This is a genomic window from Deltaproteobacteria bacterium (genome assembly GCA_016208165.1).
Lineage (GTDB): Bacteria > Desulfobacterota > Desulfarculia > JACQYL01 > JACQYL01 > JACQYL01.
Genome location: JACQYL010000119.1, coordinates 88,143 through 106,076, shown reverse-complemented (window position 1 = coordinate 106,076; position 17,934 = coordinate 88,143). Strand labels below are relative to the sequence as shown.

General features: G+C 56.6%; 16 protein-coding genes. 4 read left to right on the top strand and 12 right to left on the bottom strand.

From position 1 onward, the window contains the following. Positions 1-68: 68 nt before the first annotated feature. Genes HY788_21620 through HY788_21575 form a run of 10 tightly spaced genes read right to left on the bottom strand, consistent with a single transcriptional unit; the run spans position 69 to position 8,347 of the window. On the bottom strand, positions 69-1,535 hold the full coding sequence (locus HY788_21620) for an NADH-quinone oxidoreductase subunit M (GenBank protein ID MBI4776744.1): 1,467 nt from the start codon (positions 1,533-1,535) through the stop codon (positions 69-71). Between the two features lie 45 nt (positions 1,536-1,580). Then, positions 1,581-3,428, bottom strand: a complete 1,848-nt coding sequence (locus tag HY788_21615) for an NADH-quinone oxidoreductase subunit L (GenBank protein MBI4776743.1) — start codon at positions 3,426-3,428, stop codon at positions 1,581-1,583. Positions 3,429-3,486: 58 nt separating this feature from the next. Continuing rightward, positions 3,487-3,795 (bottom strand): NADH-quinone oxidoreductase subunit NuoK, encoded by a 309-nt coding sequence (gene nuoK / locus HY788_21610; protein ID MBI4776742.1) that lies wholly within the window; start codon positions 3,793-3,795, stop codon positions 3,487-3,489. Beyond that, the gene (locus HY788_21605) at positions 3,792-4,367 is read right to left on the bottom strand and encodes an NADH-quinone oxidoreductase subunit J (GenBank protein MBI4776741.1); all 576 of its coding nucleotides are present in this window, start codon (positions 4,365-4,367) and stop codon (positions 3,792-3,794) included. The genes nuoK and HY788_21605 overlap by 4 nt, the downstream gene beginning before the upstream one ends. Then, a complete protein-coding gene (locus HY788_21600; GenBank protein ID MBI4776740.1) occupies positions 4,368-4,820 on the bottom strand; it encodes an NADH-quinone oxidoreductase subunit I in 453 nt (150 codons plus the stop codon). Positions 4,821-4,830: 10 nt separating this feature from the next. Beyond that, positions 4,831-5,850 carry an NADH-quinone oxidoreductase subunit NuoH gene (gene nuoH / locus HY788_21595; GenBank protein MBI4776739.1) on the bottom strand — a complete coding sequence of 340 codons (1,020 nt, stop codon included), beginning with the start codon at positions 5,848-5,850 and terminating at the stop codon, positions 4,831-4,833. An 8-nt stretch (positions 5,851-5,858) separates the two neighbouring features. Then, a complete protein-coding gene (locus HY788_21590; protein MBI4776738.1) occupies positions 5,859-6,974 on the bottom strand; it encodes an NADH-quinone oxidoreductase subunit D in 1,116 nt (371 codons plus the stop codon). 2 nt (positions 6,975-6,976) lie between these two features. Beyond that, a complete protein-coding gene (locus tag HY788_21585) occupies positions 6,977-7,453 on the bottom strand; it encodes an NADH-quinone oxidoreductase subunit C (GenBank protein MBI4776737.1) in 477 nt (158 codons plus the stop codon). Then, a complete protein-coding gene (gene nuoB, locus HY788_21580; protein ID MBI4776736.1) occupies positions 7,428-7,961 on the bottom strand; it encodes an NADH-quinone oxidoreductase subunit NuoB in 534 nt (177 codons plus the stop codon). The genes HY788_21585 and nuoB overlap by 26 nt, the downstream gene beginning before the upstream one ends. A 20-nt stretch (positions 7,962-7,981) precedes the next feature. Then, positions 7,982-8,347, bottom strand: coding sequence for an NADH-quinone oxidoreductase subunit A (locus HY788_21575; protein ID MBI4776735.1), 366 nt, complete (start codon positions 8,345-8,347; stop codon positions 7,982-7,984). A gap of 770 nt (positions 8,348-9,117) precedes the next feature. On the opposite strand from HY788_21575, the gene HY788_21570 reads away from it, so the two are divergent. Then, complete coding sequence (locus tag HY788_21570; protein ID MBI4776734.1) at positions 9,118-10,155, top strand: GAF domain-containing protein; 1,038 nt, start codon at positions 9,118-9,120, stop codon at positions 10,153-10,155. Positions 10,156-10,261: 106 nt separating this feature from the next. On the opposite strand, the gene HY788_21565 is transcribed toward HY788_21570, so the two are convergent. Further along, positions 10,262-10,612 (bottom strand): DsrE family protein, encoded by a 351-nt coding sequence (locus tag HY788_21565; protein ID MBI4776733.1) that lies wholly within the window; start codon positions 10,610-10,612, stop codon positions 10,262-10,264. A 722-nt stretch (positions 10,613-11,334) separates the two neighbouring features. Further along, positions 11,335-11,745, bottom strand: a complete 411-nt coding sequence (locus HY788_21560) for a winged helix-turn-helix transcriptional regulator (GenBank protein ID MBI4776732.1) — start codon at positions 11,743-11,745, stop codon at positions 11,335-11,337. Between the two features lie 357 nt (positions 11,746-12,102). Here HY788_21560 and HY788_21555 point away from each other — a divergent pair, with 357 nt between their 5' ends. Genes HY788_21555 through HY788_21545 form a run of 3 tightly spaced genes read left to right on the top strand, consistent with a single transcriptional unit; the run spans position 12,103 to position 17,865 of the window. Beyond that, the gene (locus tag HY788_21555) at positions 12,103-13,584 is read left to right on the top strand and encodes a TolC family protein (protein ID MBI4776731.1); all 1,482 of its coding nucleotides are present in this window, start codon (positions 12,103-12,105) and stop codon (positions 13,582-13,584) included. A gap of 52 nt (positions 13,585-13,636) precedes the next feature. Further along, positions 13,637-14,767: an efflux RND transporter periplasmic adaptor subunit gene (locus HY788_21550; GenBank protein MBI4776730.1), complete on the top strand. Its 1,131-nt coding sequence runs from the start codon at positions 13,637-13,639 to the stop codon at positions 14,765-14,767. Further along, on the top strand, positions 14,764-17,865 hold the full coding sequence (locus HY788_21545) for an efflux RND transporter permease subunit (protein ID MBI4776729.1): 3,102 nt from the start codon (positions 14,764-14,766) through the stop codon (positions 17,863-17,865). The genes HY788_21550 and HY788_21545 overlap by 4 nt, the downstream gene beginning before the upstream one ends. Positions 17,866-17,934: the final 69 nt, after the last annotated feature.

Below are 17,934 nucleotides of genomic sequence, written 5' to 3'. Positions count from 1 at the left end.
CCCCGGATTCCCTGAAACTACTTGAGTCCGAGTCAGCACCTCGGTTTTTCGTCATCGATGAAATCCCGTCATTTCAATCCCTGCACGAAAACGGACACGGAACCGTTGATCAGATCGAGCATCAGACGGGGTAATAGTCCGAAGAGCAGCAGGGTTCCAGCCAGCATGGCGCGGGGAAATCGCATAATGAGGCTCATGTCCGGCTTGTCGGCAAAACGCGTGTTCTTTTCCCCATAAAACGCTTTTTGAGCCACTCTAAGCATAAACAGGGCGCTGACCACGAGTCCGAGAATGGCGAAGAGTCCTAATACCGGATACACCCTGAAGGCATGGATAAAGACCAGAAGCTCGGCCCAAAAGCTGGACAGACAGGGAACTCCGATGCCGGCCAGGGCCGCAAAGATGAAGAAGAAACTGGTGGCGGGCATCACCTTCGCCATTCCACCCAGTTCCGGGATCATTTTGGTGTGGGTTTTGTCGTACAGATGGCCGACACTCGAAAAGAGCAGCGCCGTCATAACGCCGTGGGAAAACATCTGGAACACGGCTCCGTTGATGCCGCCCACGGTCGCCGTGGCCAGGCCCAGACTGACCAGGCCCATGTGACTTACCGAGGAGTAGCCTATAACGTATTTCAAATCGGTCTGAGCCAGACCGACAAAGGCTCCGTAAACGATTCCGATTGTGGCCAGAACCGCCATAAGGGGCGCCCAATGCTCCAACCCCAGGGGACACAGGAACATGCCGACCCTCAGAACTCCATAAGCTCCAAGCTTCATGAGCACGCCGGCGTGAATCATGGAAACCGCCGTGGGGGCGGCGACGTGGCCCACGGGCGACCACGTATGGAATGGCCATAGGCCCGCCAGCACGCCGAATCCGAAGAGAAACAGAAAAAAGGCGATCAATTGTGCGTTCTTCGGCAAGCCCACCTGAGCAATCTGCACCAGGTCGAAGGTGAAGATCCATGCTTGGAAGTACACGTAAAGAATTCCGGGAAGCACCAGGGCCGAGCCGGCCAGCAAATACAGCGTCAACTTCAACGCGCCGTATTCCTTGCGTGTAGTACCCCAGATCGCGATCAAGGGGTACATGGGGAACAGGGACACGTCGTAAAAAACAAAAAGGAAAAACAGGTCCAGGGATAGGAACACGCCGTATACGCCCACCACCATGAACAGCATCAGCGCAAAATACTCTTTGACTCTTGTTTCGAGTCCCCACATGGTCCACACGCCGGTGAGCAACGTGATGCTAGTCAGCAGCACCATGGGGAGATTGATCCCGTCAACGGCGAAGTAGTAGTGAATCCCTAAACTCTCTACCCATGTGGCCCTCTCGACAAACTGGAATCCACCTACGCTCCTGTCGTACATTACGTAGATGGCCAGTGTCAGAGCCAGGGACACCGCCCCCGATGCGACGGAAATCCAGCGAATGGCGTTTTTGCGGTCGGGTGGCAGGAACAGGATGATCAGCACCGCCACTAGCGGGCAATAACAGATGGCCGACAAGTATGGAAAAGACGTCACCATGATTTCACGACCCGATCCGTACATACGCTAAAATGGTTCACCGGCTCATACGAACAGAAAAAACAGACCCAGCAGAGCGATACCCAATGCAAGAAAAAAGAGGTTATATTGAAGTTTCCCGCTTTGACTGAAGCTCATAAGCCAACCGCTTCCGCGGATGGCTTTGGACAGTCCGTCAACGGCCCCGTCGATCACGCGGCGGTCATTCAGAGTGAATGCGCGGCTGAAGCCTCCGTAAATCGCGTAGTCAACGAACTTCCTGTAGAAATGGTCGATGTACCATCGATTCATAAACAGGTTTTCCAGGAACGGCAACCGGCTCAAGAAGCCTTCCTGTCGCGCGGCTTTCCGTCCAAACTCGAACCACGCCAGTCCCACCCCTGAAACCACGAGCACAATCGAGGCCCACACGAGCCATTCAGCATGGGCCGGGGCCGCATGTGCGCCGTGGGAAACGAGAAAGGACTCAAGCGGGCCGCCCGTGAATCCCAGAATCGCAGTAGCCGCCGCCAGGATCAACAGCGGAACGGCCATGGCCCAGTAACCGGCTTCCGCGTGAGAGGCGTGACCGGACGCGTGGTGACCGTGTTCGGAGGAAGTATCGGACCCGGTCCGCGGCAGCCAGAGAACAAACAGCAGGCGAAAGGTATAGTACGCCGTCATGAAAGCGCCCGCGAGTCCGGCGATGATCCATGTCTTATTCGGAAGATGGACCAATGCGCCCAGCACCGCTTCCTTCGAGAAGAAACCCGCGAATGGGAATATTCCCGCCAGACCGCACCCGGCAACGGTAATGGCGATCATGGGGATTTTCAGGCTGCGGCCCCCTCGTCTCGAGATTTGAAAAAAATCGTTGGTCTCGAAATGGTGAATGAAGACCCCCGAGCAGAGAAACAGAAGCGCTTTGAAGGCGGCGTGCGTGGTCAGATGGAATATACCGCTGAAATAGCTTCCGGCGCCCAGACCCATCAGCATATAACCCAACTGACTTACCGTGGAATACGCCCATACCTGCTTGATATCTCTTGCCACCATGGCCATGGTCGAGGAGAGGATCATGGTCAAGGCGCCTATGAGAAGAACCACCGCCAGAGCCTCGGGAGACCCTTGGAAGAATGGGAAAAGACGGCCGGTCAGGTACACTCCCGCCGCCACCATCGTGGCCGAGTGGAGCAACGCGCTCACGGGAGTGGGACCTTCCATGGCGTCGGGAAGCCATGTAAGCAGTGGAAATTGAGCCGACTTACCGATCACTCCGCAAAAAATCAGCACGGCGCAGGTGGTGACCAGCGAGGGTGGGAGCTTGTGCAATGCCTCGTGATTCAGGTTCAGGATGGACAGGTCGCCGAAGTTCAGGAGCAGAATGACAATGCCGAGAAAGAATCCCAGGTCTCCCAGGCGCGTCATGACGAACGCTTTTTTCCCGGCTTGGGATGCGCTGAACTTGTGATGCCAGAACCCGATGAGAAGATAGCTCGAGAGTCCCACGAGTTCCCAGAAAACGTAGAGCTGCATCAGCCCCGGAGCCACCACCATGCTGATCATGGACCAGGCGAATATGGACAGAAAGCTGTAATAGCGCGTGATGCCCGGGTCCCCCGCCATGTAACCCAAAGAATACACCTGCACCAGAAAACTGATAGTGGCCACGATACACAGCATCAGCAGGCTGATGGGATCCAACAAAAAGCCGAACGAGACGCTGGCTTCCCCGCCCCTCATCCAGATCGTTTCAAATAGAATGGGCGCCTTCGAGTCCCAGAGGGAGATCAACAGATAATAGGCGCAGACCAGAGGGATTGCCGAGCAGAACAGACTTACGCTCAGGGAAGAGGCCGTGTGCTTTCTCAAACAGAAGAAGAGGACAAAGAAGGAAACCAAGGGCAAACCCATGGCGGTCAGCACGACGAGAAGCTGGAATTCCGTTGGAGCTTGCGTGGTCATGGGTCGTCTATCCTCTGAAATGGTCTGCCCGTTCGATATTGATCGAGCGGATTCTCCTGAAGAGGGAAAGGATCAAACTGAGCGCAATGGCCGCTTCCGCTGCAGCTATCCCCATTACGAACAGCGTCAGGATCTGCCCGACCGCCGGATCCGGTGCCAGGAACCGGTTGAACGCCATAAAATTGATGCTTGCGCCGTTGAGCATCAGCTCGATGCTGATGAGCATTCCGATCAGAGACCGACGCTGCAGGAGCCCGAACAGGCCGATCCCGAACAGGGCCAGCGCTACAAAAAGATAAAAAGACAGGCTGTTCACGCGGTCTTACCCCCTTCTCCCGGAACTTCCGGCCGTTCCTCTTCCTCACTGCGGACCCCTCTGGCCGTGATGATGGAGCCCAGGATCGCCACCAGCAATACGAGCGAAATCAATTCGAACAGAAGCTCGTACCGGGTCAGCAGCAAGACGCCTATCCTCGCAACGCTCCAGTCTTCCCCTCTTTCCACCGCCGCCTGCCAGGACGTCTTGAAAACGATGACGCTGAACGACACGAAGACAGCCACACTGATCAGGAATGAAAGAACAACCTTTGGACGCCATCGGGGAGGTATTTGCAGATGCATGGGCTGCGAAAGCATGATGGCGAAAACGATGGCGATACAGATCGCTCCGACGTAGATCAGGATCTCCATGACGGCCAGGAATGGACTGCCCAGAAACAGGAAAATCCCGGCCACGCCCAGCAGGGACGTGACCAGTCCCATTACGTTGTAAACGATATTTTTGTGCAGAACGGCGAGAAGGGCGCCACCGAAGGTGAGGAGCAGGATAAACGCAAAAGCCCCGTATTGGAGCACCTCGGGTCGTATGTATTGACTGATGGTCCCCATCTAACCTTCCGATCGTTTCTGAAATTCGATAAGGTCTATGACGGCCGAAAAGCGGCTTCTGCCCGACTGATCGTATACCTTGGACAGCTTGAGGGCGTTCACGGGGCAAACTTCGACACAGAGTCCGCACAAAGAGCACCGGGAAAAATCAATCATGAAGAAGCGAGCACGATTCAAGTCCGATGCCCGTTCTTTGAATCCCTGGACCTTGATGACGTTGCTCGGGCATATTCTGAAACACAGACCGCAGGCCACGCAGTGGTGGGAATGGAGGTCGGAGTATGTTACCAGCTCGATGTGCCCCCTGTACGCCTCGGGCAACTCCAGTCTGTGTCGGGGATATTGAACCGTGACCGTTGGTTTGAACATGTATCGGAGGGTCACGCCCATACCGGCAACCAGGCTCCAGGCGCCTGAAAGGATATCCCAAAAATAGGCGAATACGGCATTCATCGGATAGGACCTAGTTTCGTATCAGCTTCATCACGAGGCCCGTCACAAGCAGGTTTGCCATAGCCAGCGGAATCAGGACCTTCCACGCGAAATTCATGAGCTGGTCAAACCTGAGACGGGGAAACGTCCAGCGCACCCACATGACTCCAAAGATGAGGACGTATACCTTGAGGATGAACCACCATGGACCGTCCCAAAAGGGCCCGCGCCATCCTCCAAAAAAAAAGGTCGTAGCAACGGAAGCCACAATGAACATGTTGGTATATTCGGCCAAAAAGAACAGCGCGAACCTCATGCCCGAATATTCCGTATGAAACCCCGCCACGAGTTCGCTTTCCGCCTCGGGGATATCGAAGGGAGCGCGGTTCGTTTCGGCCGTGGCGCCGATCAGGTAGATGATGGCCGCTACGGGTTGATAAAATACGAACCAAACGGTTTGCTGAGCGTCAACAATGGCCTGCATGCGGAGCGAGCCGACCATGATGGCCACACTCATCGCCGACAATAGGAGCGGGATCTCGTAAGCCACATTTTGGGCCACCGACCGGATGGCGCCGAGAAGAGCGTATTTGTTGTTGCTCGCCCAGCCGCCCACCAGAATAGCCAATACGTTCAGGCTCGCGAACGAAAAGATCAGAATAACGCCGACATTGAGGTCCCGGACCTGGAGGTGTTGACCGAAGGGCAGGACAACGAACGCGGCGAGTGTGGGAGCGAATACGAGAATGGGGCTGAGGACGAACAGAACACGACTGGCCGGACGGGGAGTGATGAGTTCCTTCGAGATCAGTTTGACGGTGTCCGCTACGGTCTGAAGGAGGCCGAACGGTCCGACCTCTTTTGGGCCGATCCTGAGCTGGATATGCGCCGACACCTTGCGTTCAAGCCACACGAGGAACAGCGGGTTCACGCCGACGAGCAGAAGGGTGAGGAGCAATCCGACGATACCCACAAGGAGATCGATTCCCAGGAATGAGACAACGGCCTGGTAGGCGGAATCCCCCAATTGAACGATGCGGCTGTCACCCATGTCTTGTCCTAACGGTCGATTTCCGGAATCACGACATCTATGCTGCCCAAAATCGCGATGGTGTCCGCAACCAGAGTATCCGGTAAAATGGCGGGTATGATGCTCAAATTACTGAAGGAAGGGGTTCGCCATTTCATGCGGTATGGAATCCGGCTGCCATCGGAAACGAAATAGATTCCCAGATGTCCTCTCGGGCTCTCATAGCTGAAATGGTACTCGCCTTCCGGAGGCCTGATATACAGTGGAATCCCCGAGGCAAGGCAAGGACCTTCAGGTATGCGGTCCGTCGCCTGCTCTATGATGCGAAGGCTTTGTTCCATTTCAGCCATCCGAACCTGATATCGGTCGTAGCAATCTCCTTTTTCCCCCACGGGGATCTCGAAGTCGACTTCGGGGTACAAGCTGTAGGGCTCCATCCTTCGGATATCATACGGTATGCCGGAAGCCCGCAAGCAGGGCCCCGTCACGGCGTATTGACCTGCCATTTCCTTGGATATGACCCCCACGTTCCGTGTCCGGTTCACGAAAATCACGTTCTTGGTCACCAGAGTGTCATAGTCTTTAAACCTGGAACGCAATTTGGGGATGAACGCACGAATACGCTCGATGAACCGGTCGTTGATATCGTCCCGAACGCCGCCGAATCGGCAGTAGGAATAAGTCAACCGGCTGCCCGTTACCTCGCCAAGAATATCCAGAATGTCTTCCCGGTCGTCGAAGCTGTACAGAAAAGGCGTGATCCCTCCGAGGTCCAGCAGGAACGTTCCAAACCAGAGAAGATGACTGGATATGCGATTGAGCTCGGCGCAGATCATGCGAATGTATTCGGCGCGGGGAGGAGGAGCAATACCGCAGGCTTTTTCCACGGCAAGACAGTATGCATGGTTGTACATGAGAGCGGCGAGGTAATCCATACGGCTCGTATTCGGAAAGAACTGGGCGTACGTCCGGTTCTGCGCCATGTGCTCGTGCGCCCGGTGGCTGTATCCGATAATCGGGTCGGCCTCGACGATCCATTCCCCGTCCAGTCTCAGGAGGAGACGCAGGACCCCGTGCGTGCTGGGGTGTTGGGGACCCAGGTTCAAATAGAAGGTGTCGCCTGTCAGTGTCTTTCCGGGAAGCATGCTTACCCATCCGAATCGAAAGCTTCGTAGAAGTCCGACTCCTTGCTGAAAAAGTCCTTCAGGAGCGGGTGGTAATCGGCATCGTCGGGCAACAGAATGCGTTCTATCCGGTCCCGCCCTGCAAAGCTTTGGCCGAACATGTCATACACTTCCCGCTCATGCCAATCCGCCGCGCGGAAGAAGCCCATCAGGCTCGGAACCATTTCTCCCTTGGCCGTGGCAACTTGAACCTTTATTCGGCAAAGAACTTCAAAAGAACCAAACATGTAGACTAGTTCGAGGTGGGTGATGCGGTCTACGGCGGTTATGTACTCCAGGACGAATCCCATATCCCGCATGCTGTTGCCCAGCGGCGCGAGTTCCACGGGACTCAGGGAGAGCCTGAGGTGAAAACCGCAGCGCTCGTAATCCTCTTCCTGAACGTTTTCTGGTCCGAAAAGCTTGATCAGGAGATCACGTTTCTTCTCTGATAATCCCATATGACCCGGGCTTTGCCTCTTGAGCTTTTTCCCTGCGTTCAAATCTTCTCAGAAAATTGATTTTGCCGTCCTGCGTGAGCTTGTCCTGGAGTTCGAAAAGTCCCTGAAGGAGTCCCTCCGGTCGTGGAGGGCACCCCGGGACATAGACGTCAACTGGGAGGATCTTGTCTGCTCCGTTTACAATCGCGTACTGTCCTGGATAAGCAAAAGGTCCGCCCGATATGGCGCAGTTGCCCATGGCGATGACCCATTTGGGGGCGGGCATCTGGTCATACAGGGTGAGAATAATGGGGGCCATTTTCTTGCTGATGGTCCCCGCCACGATCATCACATCCGCTTGGCGGGGGGAAGGACGGAAGGCTCCTGCGCCAAATCGATCCAGATCGAACCTCGAGGCTCCGGCGGCCATCATTTCAATGGCGCAGCAGGCCAGTCCAAAGGTCAGCGGCCATAAGGAGTTTGCCTGCGAAATCCGCTGGATTTGGGTGAGGGTTGTGAATTGAACCATGGGCTCTATCACGGCTTTTTCTACCACTGGAACACTCCTTTCTTCCACGCATAGGCCAAAGCCAGAGACAGTATGCCCACAAACATAGCGATCTCGATGAGGTCCCTCCAAGGAAAAGAGCCAAAGGCCACAACCACGGGAAAGAGGTACAAAACGTCCACGTCAAAGGCCAGAAAGATGAGGGCGTACAGATAGTAGGTGACTTCGAACTGTATCCATGCCTGCCCTTTGGGCTCTATGCCGGACTCGTAACTGACCAGTTTCTTGAGTCCGACCCCTTTGGGGCTCACTAGAAAGGCGACGCCCAGCGGGACCAGCGCGAACAGAAAACCTGCGGATACAAACGCCAAAACGTAAGCGTAATCAGAGAGAAGAGAGTCCAACACATCAGCCTCCACCCAATGCCGTGAAAGAAGGGGGAACAACGGGCCGCAAGAACGTTGGTTTTTCCAAACGAATTGAGGTTAAAGACTCTCAGCAGGCGACTTCGATTCAGCGAGAGAAGGGTGCGCAGTTACCACTGATTACCTGTAATGAGGATCCTGCAGCATAGGAGATGGTATAATGATCTTCAAGGTCGAGTAGCTTCCGCCTCCCGGAGGAACGCTCTGACGGCGATATGAACTCGAAGATCAAATGAACTCTCGCCTGCGTTGGGGAGATAATTTATAGACGGTATTACTCATAGACAACATTTGATGCCTTGTCAAGGCACAAATCCGACATTGGGCCTCCGCGTCTCTCGGTGTACGAACGACCGCCTCGCGAGACCTTCTTTCCATGCGTGCAAGAAGGGAATCGGCTTGGACGACCACTCTCGGTGCGAACACGGGCCGAGAGCGTGCATTATCAAAAAAATGTTTGAACAACCTATATGTACTAATTAAATATAGTTTTTAAGTCAGTTTTGGTGTATGTAGGTCAATAAGTGGATATGTGAAAATCGATAGGTCCATTTCCGTACGCGCCGGCTTCCGGGCAACCTCCAGCTAGAACGCTTGCTGCGATTCGCTAAGATAATGCACGCTTTCATCCTCTGACGGCCCTGTGCTCGCCCGCTTCCAGCAAATCGCTCACCCCTTGCGACGCCTAGGGAAGCCGACCGTGAACCTTTACATGTAGAACCGGCAGGGGCATAGCGAACGGGGGGTGGATTATGCCATCGGAAGCTTTTTTTGTCCGGGCTGTCGAAGCCATGGGAGCCGTTAACGCAACCCTTGACCTGGGGAAAACCCAGCGCACCATTGTCCAGATCGCCACAACGCTCGCGGAAGCCCGCGGAGCATCGCTTTTGCTGTTCAATCCCGGTGATCGAAGCCTGCAAATCTCAGCGGCATACGGTCTAAGCGACACGTATCTGTCCAAGGGTCCTATCGATCCGAGGCAGAGCCTTCAGGAGACCGTACTGCGTAAACCCGTGTTCATTAATGATGTCGAGAACGACCCCAGGGTCCAATACCCTCAAGCCGCTCGCCAGGAAGGCATACGAGCCATCGCCGGATTCCCGGTTTCCGCGGGGCGACTCCTCGTCGGCTCCTTGAGAGTCTATTTTCCCCACAGGATAGAAGTTACGGCTTACGAAATAAAGGCCCTGGAAGCGCTGGCCAAACAGGCCGGATACGCCCTGAAGAAGAATTTCTACTATGATTCCATGAAGAACGCCTGTTCCGAAATCCATCGCATGCATTCCGTGCACTCCTTTAAGCAATCGATGGATATGCTTATCGAGAGCGCGGCAAGGGGCGCCCACGCTTATGGTTGTGCGCTGTGGCACGTCAACCGGGAAACCGACGTTCTTGAACTGGTCAGCAGTTACGGCTTGAGCCGGCGTTATCTGGAAAAAGGCCCCCTGTTCCGACATTCCAGTCTAGGAGAACTACAGTCGAGAGCACCTGTGGTGCTTTCCAAAGTGGAAGGGGACGAGCGCGTGCAGTATCCCGAGCAGGCGGCTGAGGAAGGTGTACGCGCCATCGTGGGGTTCCCCGTGAAATGGGGGAAAGACTCCCTGGGCTCCCTCCGCTTCTATTTCCAGTTCGAGTTCGATCCCGACGAGGACGACATGCTATGGATGGGTCATCTGGCGGAGCAGGTGGAACAGGCGTTAAGTAATAAGCGACTGATCATCCGCATGAAAGAGGGTCACGACCGGTATCTCGATCTCACCGAAGACACCGAGGCCGGATATTACAGATAGACGGTTTTACCGAGATCCGAAAGACGGATCAGCTAGAAGATTCATCAGTCGAGGCGCGTTGGGAGAACCCTTTGCGAAAAGGGTTCCCGTCGTGAATCGTTTTCGCCTAAAAGCTGACAACTTTCCCCTCGGCGGCCAGATCGATGAAGTGAGGGGCTCCGGCCAGCACCATGTTCGGGAAAAACTTGGCCTCGTCAACCTGACGAGCGTTGGCGCAGGGCGGTCAGACGCTCACAGGGACTTCGTTCTCCACCAGATAGGGAAAATAATCCTTTGGACGATCCCCGGTTTTGCATGCCGTGTCGAAGTCTCGGGTGTTATTCGCCCAGAGGACGCCGTCGTCCGCAAAGAACAGAGCCACTTTGTGCCCTTTAGAGTGGGCCACCTTGGCGAATTGAAAACACCTGGTGGCCGCGTCCACACCATCCTTGGTTAACAGGAAAACGAAGTTTGCCATTATGCGCTCCTTTCCGGGTTAGTGGGTATGCCTCCTCAGGTCTGCGGACACTCCTTCCGGGAACGCCGAGCCCCGGCTCGGCCTGTCGGTTTCCTCTCGGATCTGCGGACCTGCCTCCCATTTAAATGCGAGTATACCACCACATTCATTTTAATATCACCGATAAAATATTAGACCAATCACCGAGTTCCGCTTTCAGAAGACTTTCAGGAAAACCGGATGCCCGGCAACGTCCGGGTCATCGACCCGTTCAGCGGTTCGCCGGAAACCGCAGGTTGATCGTTATCCGGTTGGAATTTTCTGGAAGGTCCGGAGGGGGCGCTCCCAAAGAGTCCGCCCCCTGGAGAATCCGGACGAGGTGAGAGTTGGACTTACTTGTCGGTTTTTTCGGGCTTGTTGGTATCGGGTTTAGCGGTCTTGTCGCCTAGTTGGGACAGAGGCAGGCATCCGCACCCGCAACCGGACAGTTTCTTGTCGGCCATGTGAATCACCTCCTTTCGCAGGGCATTTTATTAAGAAATTAAGCATATACTAAAGTAACCGGGGAAAAAACGCTCCCTTCCTTGCTTGAGTTGGTCCGAGCCTATGTGCACTCCGCTTCAAAACTCGAAGGTTTTCCGGGCCTTCCTTCCCTTCCGTCCAAGGCGGGGCGGCAATGCCCGGGGAATTTGAACAGAGTCTAAGAGAACCTTTTTCAGGGCTTTCCCTGCAAAAAACGAGATCTATTTTTTCAGTTCCTCGATCAGGGTCCGCACTTTGTTAAGCTCCTGCCGAAGCTCCCGCTCGTAATTTTCCAAAAGCGCGACCTTGTCTCCGGTCCGGCTCAGTTCGGCCTCTCGAAAGTTCCCCGTTCCCTTGCAGCCGCAGGTGCAAATGCCGGAAAGCAGTTCCCCACATCGTTCCAATGCCATTGGGTCGAGCTCATAGGGAATCCAGTACCCCTTACGCTCGTTCCGAACCAGACCCGCGTGCTTGAGGATCTTAAGGTGCTGGGAAACGGCGGAGGGAGTTATGCCCAATATCTCCGACATCTCGTTGGCGCCGAGAGGGCCCTTTTGCTTGAGCAGCTCGATGATCCTGATACGAGTGTCCACGCCCAGAATTTTAAATAGCTCAGCCTGCTTGCTTTCCATTAGGCGCATCCTATTTAGTATTAGCTTAAATACTAATTCACTTCGGATCTGCTGTCAACTGGTTTTCCACTATTTTTTCATGCCCTGGAGACCTCGCGTTGGCAGGGGATGTCTCTGCTTCGTCCATCGCCTTTCGCGATAGAGCAGCGGCTCGTTTTACGATTCTCCGGGAAGCCGATCCATCGCTTCGAATCCTACCCACTCCCGAACCTTGCACCGGATCCGGGGTTCCTCATAGGTATTGAAGGATCTTCCGTTTTGGGCTAAATCAAGGTCGGTGACCCGACCTCTAGATCGGACCTGTGGCTTGGGCTTTTGGGACAATTTTTTAAGGCCGCACAAAGTGGGAAGAGAGGCATGGACGGAGAAAGACGACGCCGCACCATCAAACGTGTCTTAAGCGGCATCGAGCTGCTTGCAGCGGTATTGGTGTTGGCCGGGTGCGCTCAAAACCCGCCGAATATCTATGGCGTACCGGGAACGTCCCCGTCTCCCGCCGCGCCGTGGAAGGCGCCGGCTACGGCCATAATGAAGCCGGCCGCCGCGAAGGCCTCGCCGACGTTGCCACAGGACATCCTGAAGTCGGTGAAGTCGCTGACTCTATTCAACATCGTGGACATCGCTCTTCGCAACAATCCCGATACGGCCGCCGCCTGGGAAGACGCCCGATCCGCCGCTGCGGCGTACGGCAGTGAGCTGGGTGCGTATTATCCGCAGATCGGGGCGACGGGGGACGCGAACTGGCTTCAAGACTACTCCCAACAGGTGAGGACTTCCTTCAGGGAGCGGAGCTATTCCGCGGCCGTCCAGTTGAACTGGCTCCTTTTCGATTTCGGAGGACGCGAGGCTTTGGTGGACGAGTCTCGACTGTCTCTCATGGCCGCTGACTGGACCCACAACGCTGCGATCCAGACGGTCATGCTCAATGTGGAAACGGCCTATTACAACTACGTTTCCTCCAAGGCGCTGTTCGAAGCCCAACAAGCGACGTACCGGCAAGCGGAAACAAACCTGGACGCCGCCCGGGACCGGCACCACGCCGGCGTGGCCACCATCGCGGACGTGTTGCAGGCCAAGACCGCTTTGGCGCAGGCTAAATTGGCCCTGGATAGCCTCGAGGGTCAAATCCAGACCACGAGGGGGGCCCTGGCGACGGCTATGGGTATCCCGGCCAACGCGCCTTACGACATCGAGATACCAAGGAATGCCGCCAACATCGAGGAAACCCTCGAGAAGGTGGACACGTATCTGGCCCTGGCCGAGGAACAGAGACCGGATCTGGCCGCCGCGCGCGCCCAGGCCGCGAAGGCGGAGGCCCACGTGCGTAGAGTGCGGGCCGAAGCCTACCCCTCCATTAACGGGGCCGCCAGCTGGGGCCGCACGCGCTACGACAACACCGATGTAACCGGAAGCAATTACGGCGGTTCCATACAGGTGAGCGTACCCATATTCACGGGTCTTTCCCAATCCTATAATGTATTCCAGGCGCAGGCCGACGAGAAGGCGGCCCGCGCCCGCCTGAGCAGTCTCGAACAGCAGGTGGTCCTGCAGGTATGGACGAGCTACTACAATCTGAAGACGGCGGTACAGCGGGTTCGCACCACCGAGGACCTGCTCGAGAGCGCCACCGAATCCTACGATGTGGCCCTTGGACGGTATCGGGCCGGAGTGGGCAGTATCCTCGATCTTCTCTCGGCGCAAAGCGCTCTCGAAGGTGCAAGGGCTCAGAGAGTCCAGGCCAACGCGGACTGGTACGTATCCCTGGCCCAACTGGCGCGCGATACAGGCACATTGAACATCTCGAGTACGGGCCCTGCTAGCGGGGGCCCCGCAAAGTAAGGGAACCATGACAGCCTATTGCCGACCAGGGCTTACAAATACGAAACCTCCCGTGTCCTTTCGTCTGTTCCTGTTGGGTCTGATTTCGGTGGCAGCCGGATTGCTTCTGCTGGCCTCTTGCTCCGGGAAGTCTGAACAGGAAGGGGCTTCGAAAGCGGCGCCCGTAACCGCCGAAGCGGCGACGTTGAAGAACGTGCCCGTGGTAGTGAAGGCCATCGGCGCCGTGGAACCCTATAACACCGTGTCCGTGCGCGCGCGGGTGGGCGGCGAAATCACCGCCATCGCCTTTAGAGAGGGTCAGGAAGTTGAGCGGGGAGACCTTCTTTTCAACATCGACCCCCATCCGTATCAGGCGGCCTTGGACGGGGCCCTGGCCGACCTGGCCAGGGATCAGGCCAAGCTGAGAATCGCCGAGGATGACGTCCGGCGCTATAAGGAACTCATTCAGAAGGACTACGTGACTTCGCAGCAGTACGATCAGGTGGTGGCGAACGCCGAGTCCCTCAAGGCGACCGTGGCCGCGGATGAAGCGGCCGTAAAAACCGCTCGGCTCAATCTCGGCTACTGCACCGTGCAGGCTCCCATCTCCGGCCGTACGGGAGACGTGCTGGTACAGGTCGGGAACATGATTACCGCCTATCAGCAGCCGGTGACCATCATCAATCAGATCACGCCGATTTATGTGAGCTTTTCGGTTCCTGAAGAATACCTCGCCGATATCCGTCGCTATGCGGCCCAGGGGACCCTTGAAGTAGAGGCCGCCCTGGCCGCGGGAGCGGGGCCTCGCTTTCGAGGCGATCTCTCGTTCATTAACAACGAAGTGGATGGGACCACGGGCACCATTCTGCTCAAAGCCACATTTCCGAACCGTGACCGGGTCCTCTGGCCGGGACAGTTCGTGGACGTGACCCTGACGCTCGCCACGACCCGGAACGCCGTGGTCGCGCCTTCCCAGGCTATTCAGCGAGACCAGCAGGGGGAATATGTGTTCGTGGTCAAACCGGACATGACCGTGGAATCGCGCGCCGTCGAGACAGGACAACAGGTGGATGGGCAGACTGTGATCCGGAAGGGGGTCGAGGCGGGAGAGCGCGTGGTGACGGACGGTCAACTTCGCCTCAGACCGGGAGTCAAGGTGACCGTCACGAGCGAGCCGGCGCCGTCAGGGGCGAGCACTCCATGAAGGGCCTCTCGGACATATTCATCAAGCGGCCGGTCATGACCACCCTTGTCATGGTGGCCTGTCTCCTTTTCGGTATATCGGGATACCGACTGCTTCCCGTGAGCGACCTGCCTAACGTGGATTTCCCCACCATTCAGGTGACCGCGTCTCTGCCGGGAGCTAGCCCGGAAACCATGGCCTCGGCCGTGGCGACTCCTTTGGAGAAGCAGTTCTCCACCATCGCCGGGCTGGACTCGATGACCTCTTCAAGCCGGCTCGGCGCCACCAACATCTCTCTCCAGTTTAATTTGAGCCGGGACCTGGACGCAGCGGCTCAGGATGTCCAGGCGGCGATCTCGGTGGCGCAAAAGCAGCTTCCGGACGACATGCCCAGCCCGCCTTCGTATCAGAAGGTGAATCCCGCGGCTCAGCCCATCCTGTACCTCGCCCTCACATCCTCCACCTTGCCCCTTTCCACCTTGGACGAATACGGTGAGACGATTTTGGCCCAACGCATCTCGATGGTGAGCGGGGTGGCGCAGGTGTTGGTCTATGGCTCCCAGAAATACGCGGTTCGTATCCAGGTGAACCCCAACAGCCTCGCGAACAAAGGCATCGGGCTGGATGAAGTGGCCCTTGCGGTCGGGGAAGGAAACGTGAACCTGCCCACGGGAACCCTTTATGGACCGCATGTGGCATACACGGTGCAGGCCACGGGCCAGCTCGAGGACGCCGCCGCGTTCAGGCCCCTTATCGTGGCCTACCGAAACGGCGGTCCCGTCCGTTTGGAGGACCTCGGAGTTGTCCTCGACAGCGTCGAGAACGACAAGACCGCAGCATGGTACGTGGACGCCGCTCACAATGACCGCTCGATCATCCTGGCGATACAGAGACAACCCGGCACTAACACGGTCCAGGTCGCGGGCGCCGTGCGCGGCCTTATTTCCACTCTTGAAAAGCAGATTCCGGCGTCCGTATCGCTTTACGTACTCTACGACCGTTCGGAATCCATCCGGGACTCGGTGCGGGACGTCCAGTTCACGTTATTGCTCACTTTGTTTCTCGTAGTTCTCGTCATCTTCCTGTTCCTGAGAAACCTGTCGGCAACCGTCATACCCAGCCTCGCTCTTCCCTTGTCCATCGTAGGGACCTTCGCGGTCATGTACTTCCTGGGGTACAGCCTCGACAACCTTTCCCTCATGGCGCTCACACTCTCGGTGGGCTTCGTGGTGGATGACGCCATCGTCATGCTGGAAAACATCGTCCGGCACATGGAGTTGGGAGTAGGGCCTTTCGAAGCGGCCCTCAAGGGGTCGCGTGAAATCGGCTTCACCATCCTCTCCATGACCTTCTCTCTGGCGGCTGTCTTCATCCCGGTGTTGCTCATGGGCGGGATCATCGGCCGTCTCTTCCACGAATTCGCCGTTACCATCGCGGCCGCCATTCTCATCTCCGGTTTCGTCTCCCTCACCCTGACGCCCATGCTTTCGAGCCGGTTCCTGAAGCCTAAGTCCGAGGTTTCTCATGGTGCGATCTACAACTATTCGGAGCGGGTGTTCGATAAAATGCTGAGTCTGTACGAGTGGGGTCTGAAATGGAGCCTTCGGCATCCGCTGCCGGTTATGATCTTCTCAGCCGTAGTTCTTCTCGCGACGGTAGGTCTCTTCATGGTCCTCCCAAAAGGATTCCTGCCCAACGAGGACAGGTCGGCCATCGTAGCGTTCACCCAGGCCCGGGAAGGGATCTCGAGCGAGGCGTTGTTCGAGCATCAACAGGCCGTGGCCGCTGTGATTCAGAAAGATCCGAACGTGGAGCGATTCTTCTCGAGCGCGGGCGCCAGAGGCAACACGAGCAGCAACACCGGCATTGCGTTCATGCACCTCAAACCCAAATCCCAGCGGGAGCTTTCAGCGGACGAGGTCATCGAGGAACTCCGCCCCAAACTGTCCAAGATCCCTGGAATGATGGTTTTTCTACAGAACCCGCCGCCCATCAATATCGGAGGGCGCTTGACCAAGAGCCAGTACCAGCTGACGCTCCAGAGTTCGGACACGGAGGAGTTGTACAAGTACGGCCAAATCCTGGAGCAGAAGATGCACGCCCTGGACGGGCTGCAGGACGTCACGACCGATCTGGAGATCAAAAACCCTCAGGTGGTCGTGGACATCGACAGGAACAAGGCTGCCACTCTGGGCATAACGGCGGAGCAGATCGAGGACGCGCTTTACTACGCCTATGGTTCCCGACAGGTCTCGACCATTTACACGCAAACCAATACCTATGAAGTCATTCTCGAGGTGGAGCCGCGCTACCAACGCGACCCCTCCGCCTTGTCCCTGCTGTACGTCCGTTCTCGGGACGGCCGCCTTGTCCCGCTCAAAGCCGTTGCGAACATGAGTGAGGGTTTGGGGCCGCTTTCCATCAACCACACGGGTCAAGTCCCTTCGTTGACCCTGTCCTTCAACCTGAAGCCGGACTTCCCCCTGGGCCAGGCGGTGAGTGAAGTGCAGAAGCTAGCCGGGGAAACCCTGCCGGCCACGATCACCACGAGCTTCCAAGGAACGGCGGAGGCTTTTCGCTCCTCGGTGAGCGGCCTGGGACTCCTCCTGCTGTTGGCCATTCTAGTCATTTACATGGTGCTGGGAATTCTCTACGAGAGTTTCATCCATCCGATCACGATTCTGTCGGCCCTTCCTTTTGCGGGCTTCGGCGCCCTGGTCACCCTCTATCTCTTTCGCGTGGAATTAAGCATCTATGCCTTCGTCGGCATCATCATGCTCGTGGGACTCGTCAAGAAGAACGGCATCATTATGATCGACTTCGCCATCGAGAGCCAACGAACAGAGGGCAAAGGGCCGGTGGATGCCATCTACGAGGCTTGTGTCGTCCGGTTTCGGCCCATCATGATGACCACGATGGCGGCCCTCATGGGAACGCTTCCCATCGCGCTGGGTTTTGGCGCCGGGGCTGAATCACGCAGGCCTTTGGGCCTGGCGGTCGTGGGAGGACTGCTCTTTTCCCAGTTTCTGACTCTTGTCGTGACCCCCGTCTTCTACGTATACATGGACCGGTTGCAGACCTTCCTGGCCGGTCGGTCTAAACGACATAGAACGACGTAGAAAGAGCGCTCACCGGATGAGTCAGATGGTTTTCTTCGACCCTCCCGCCAAACTTCACCTGTTTCGAGG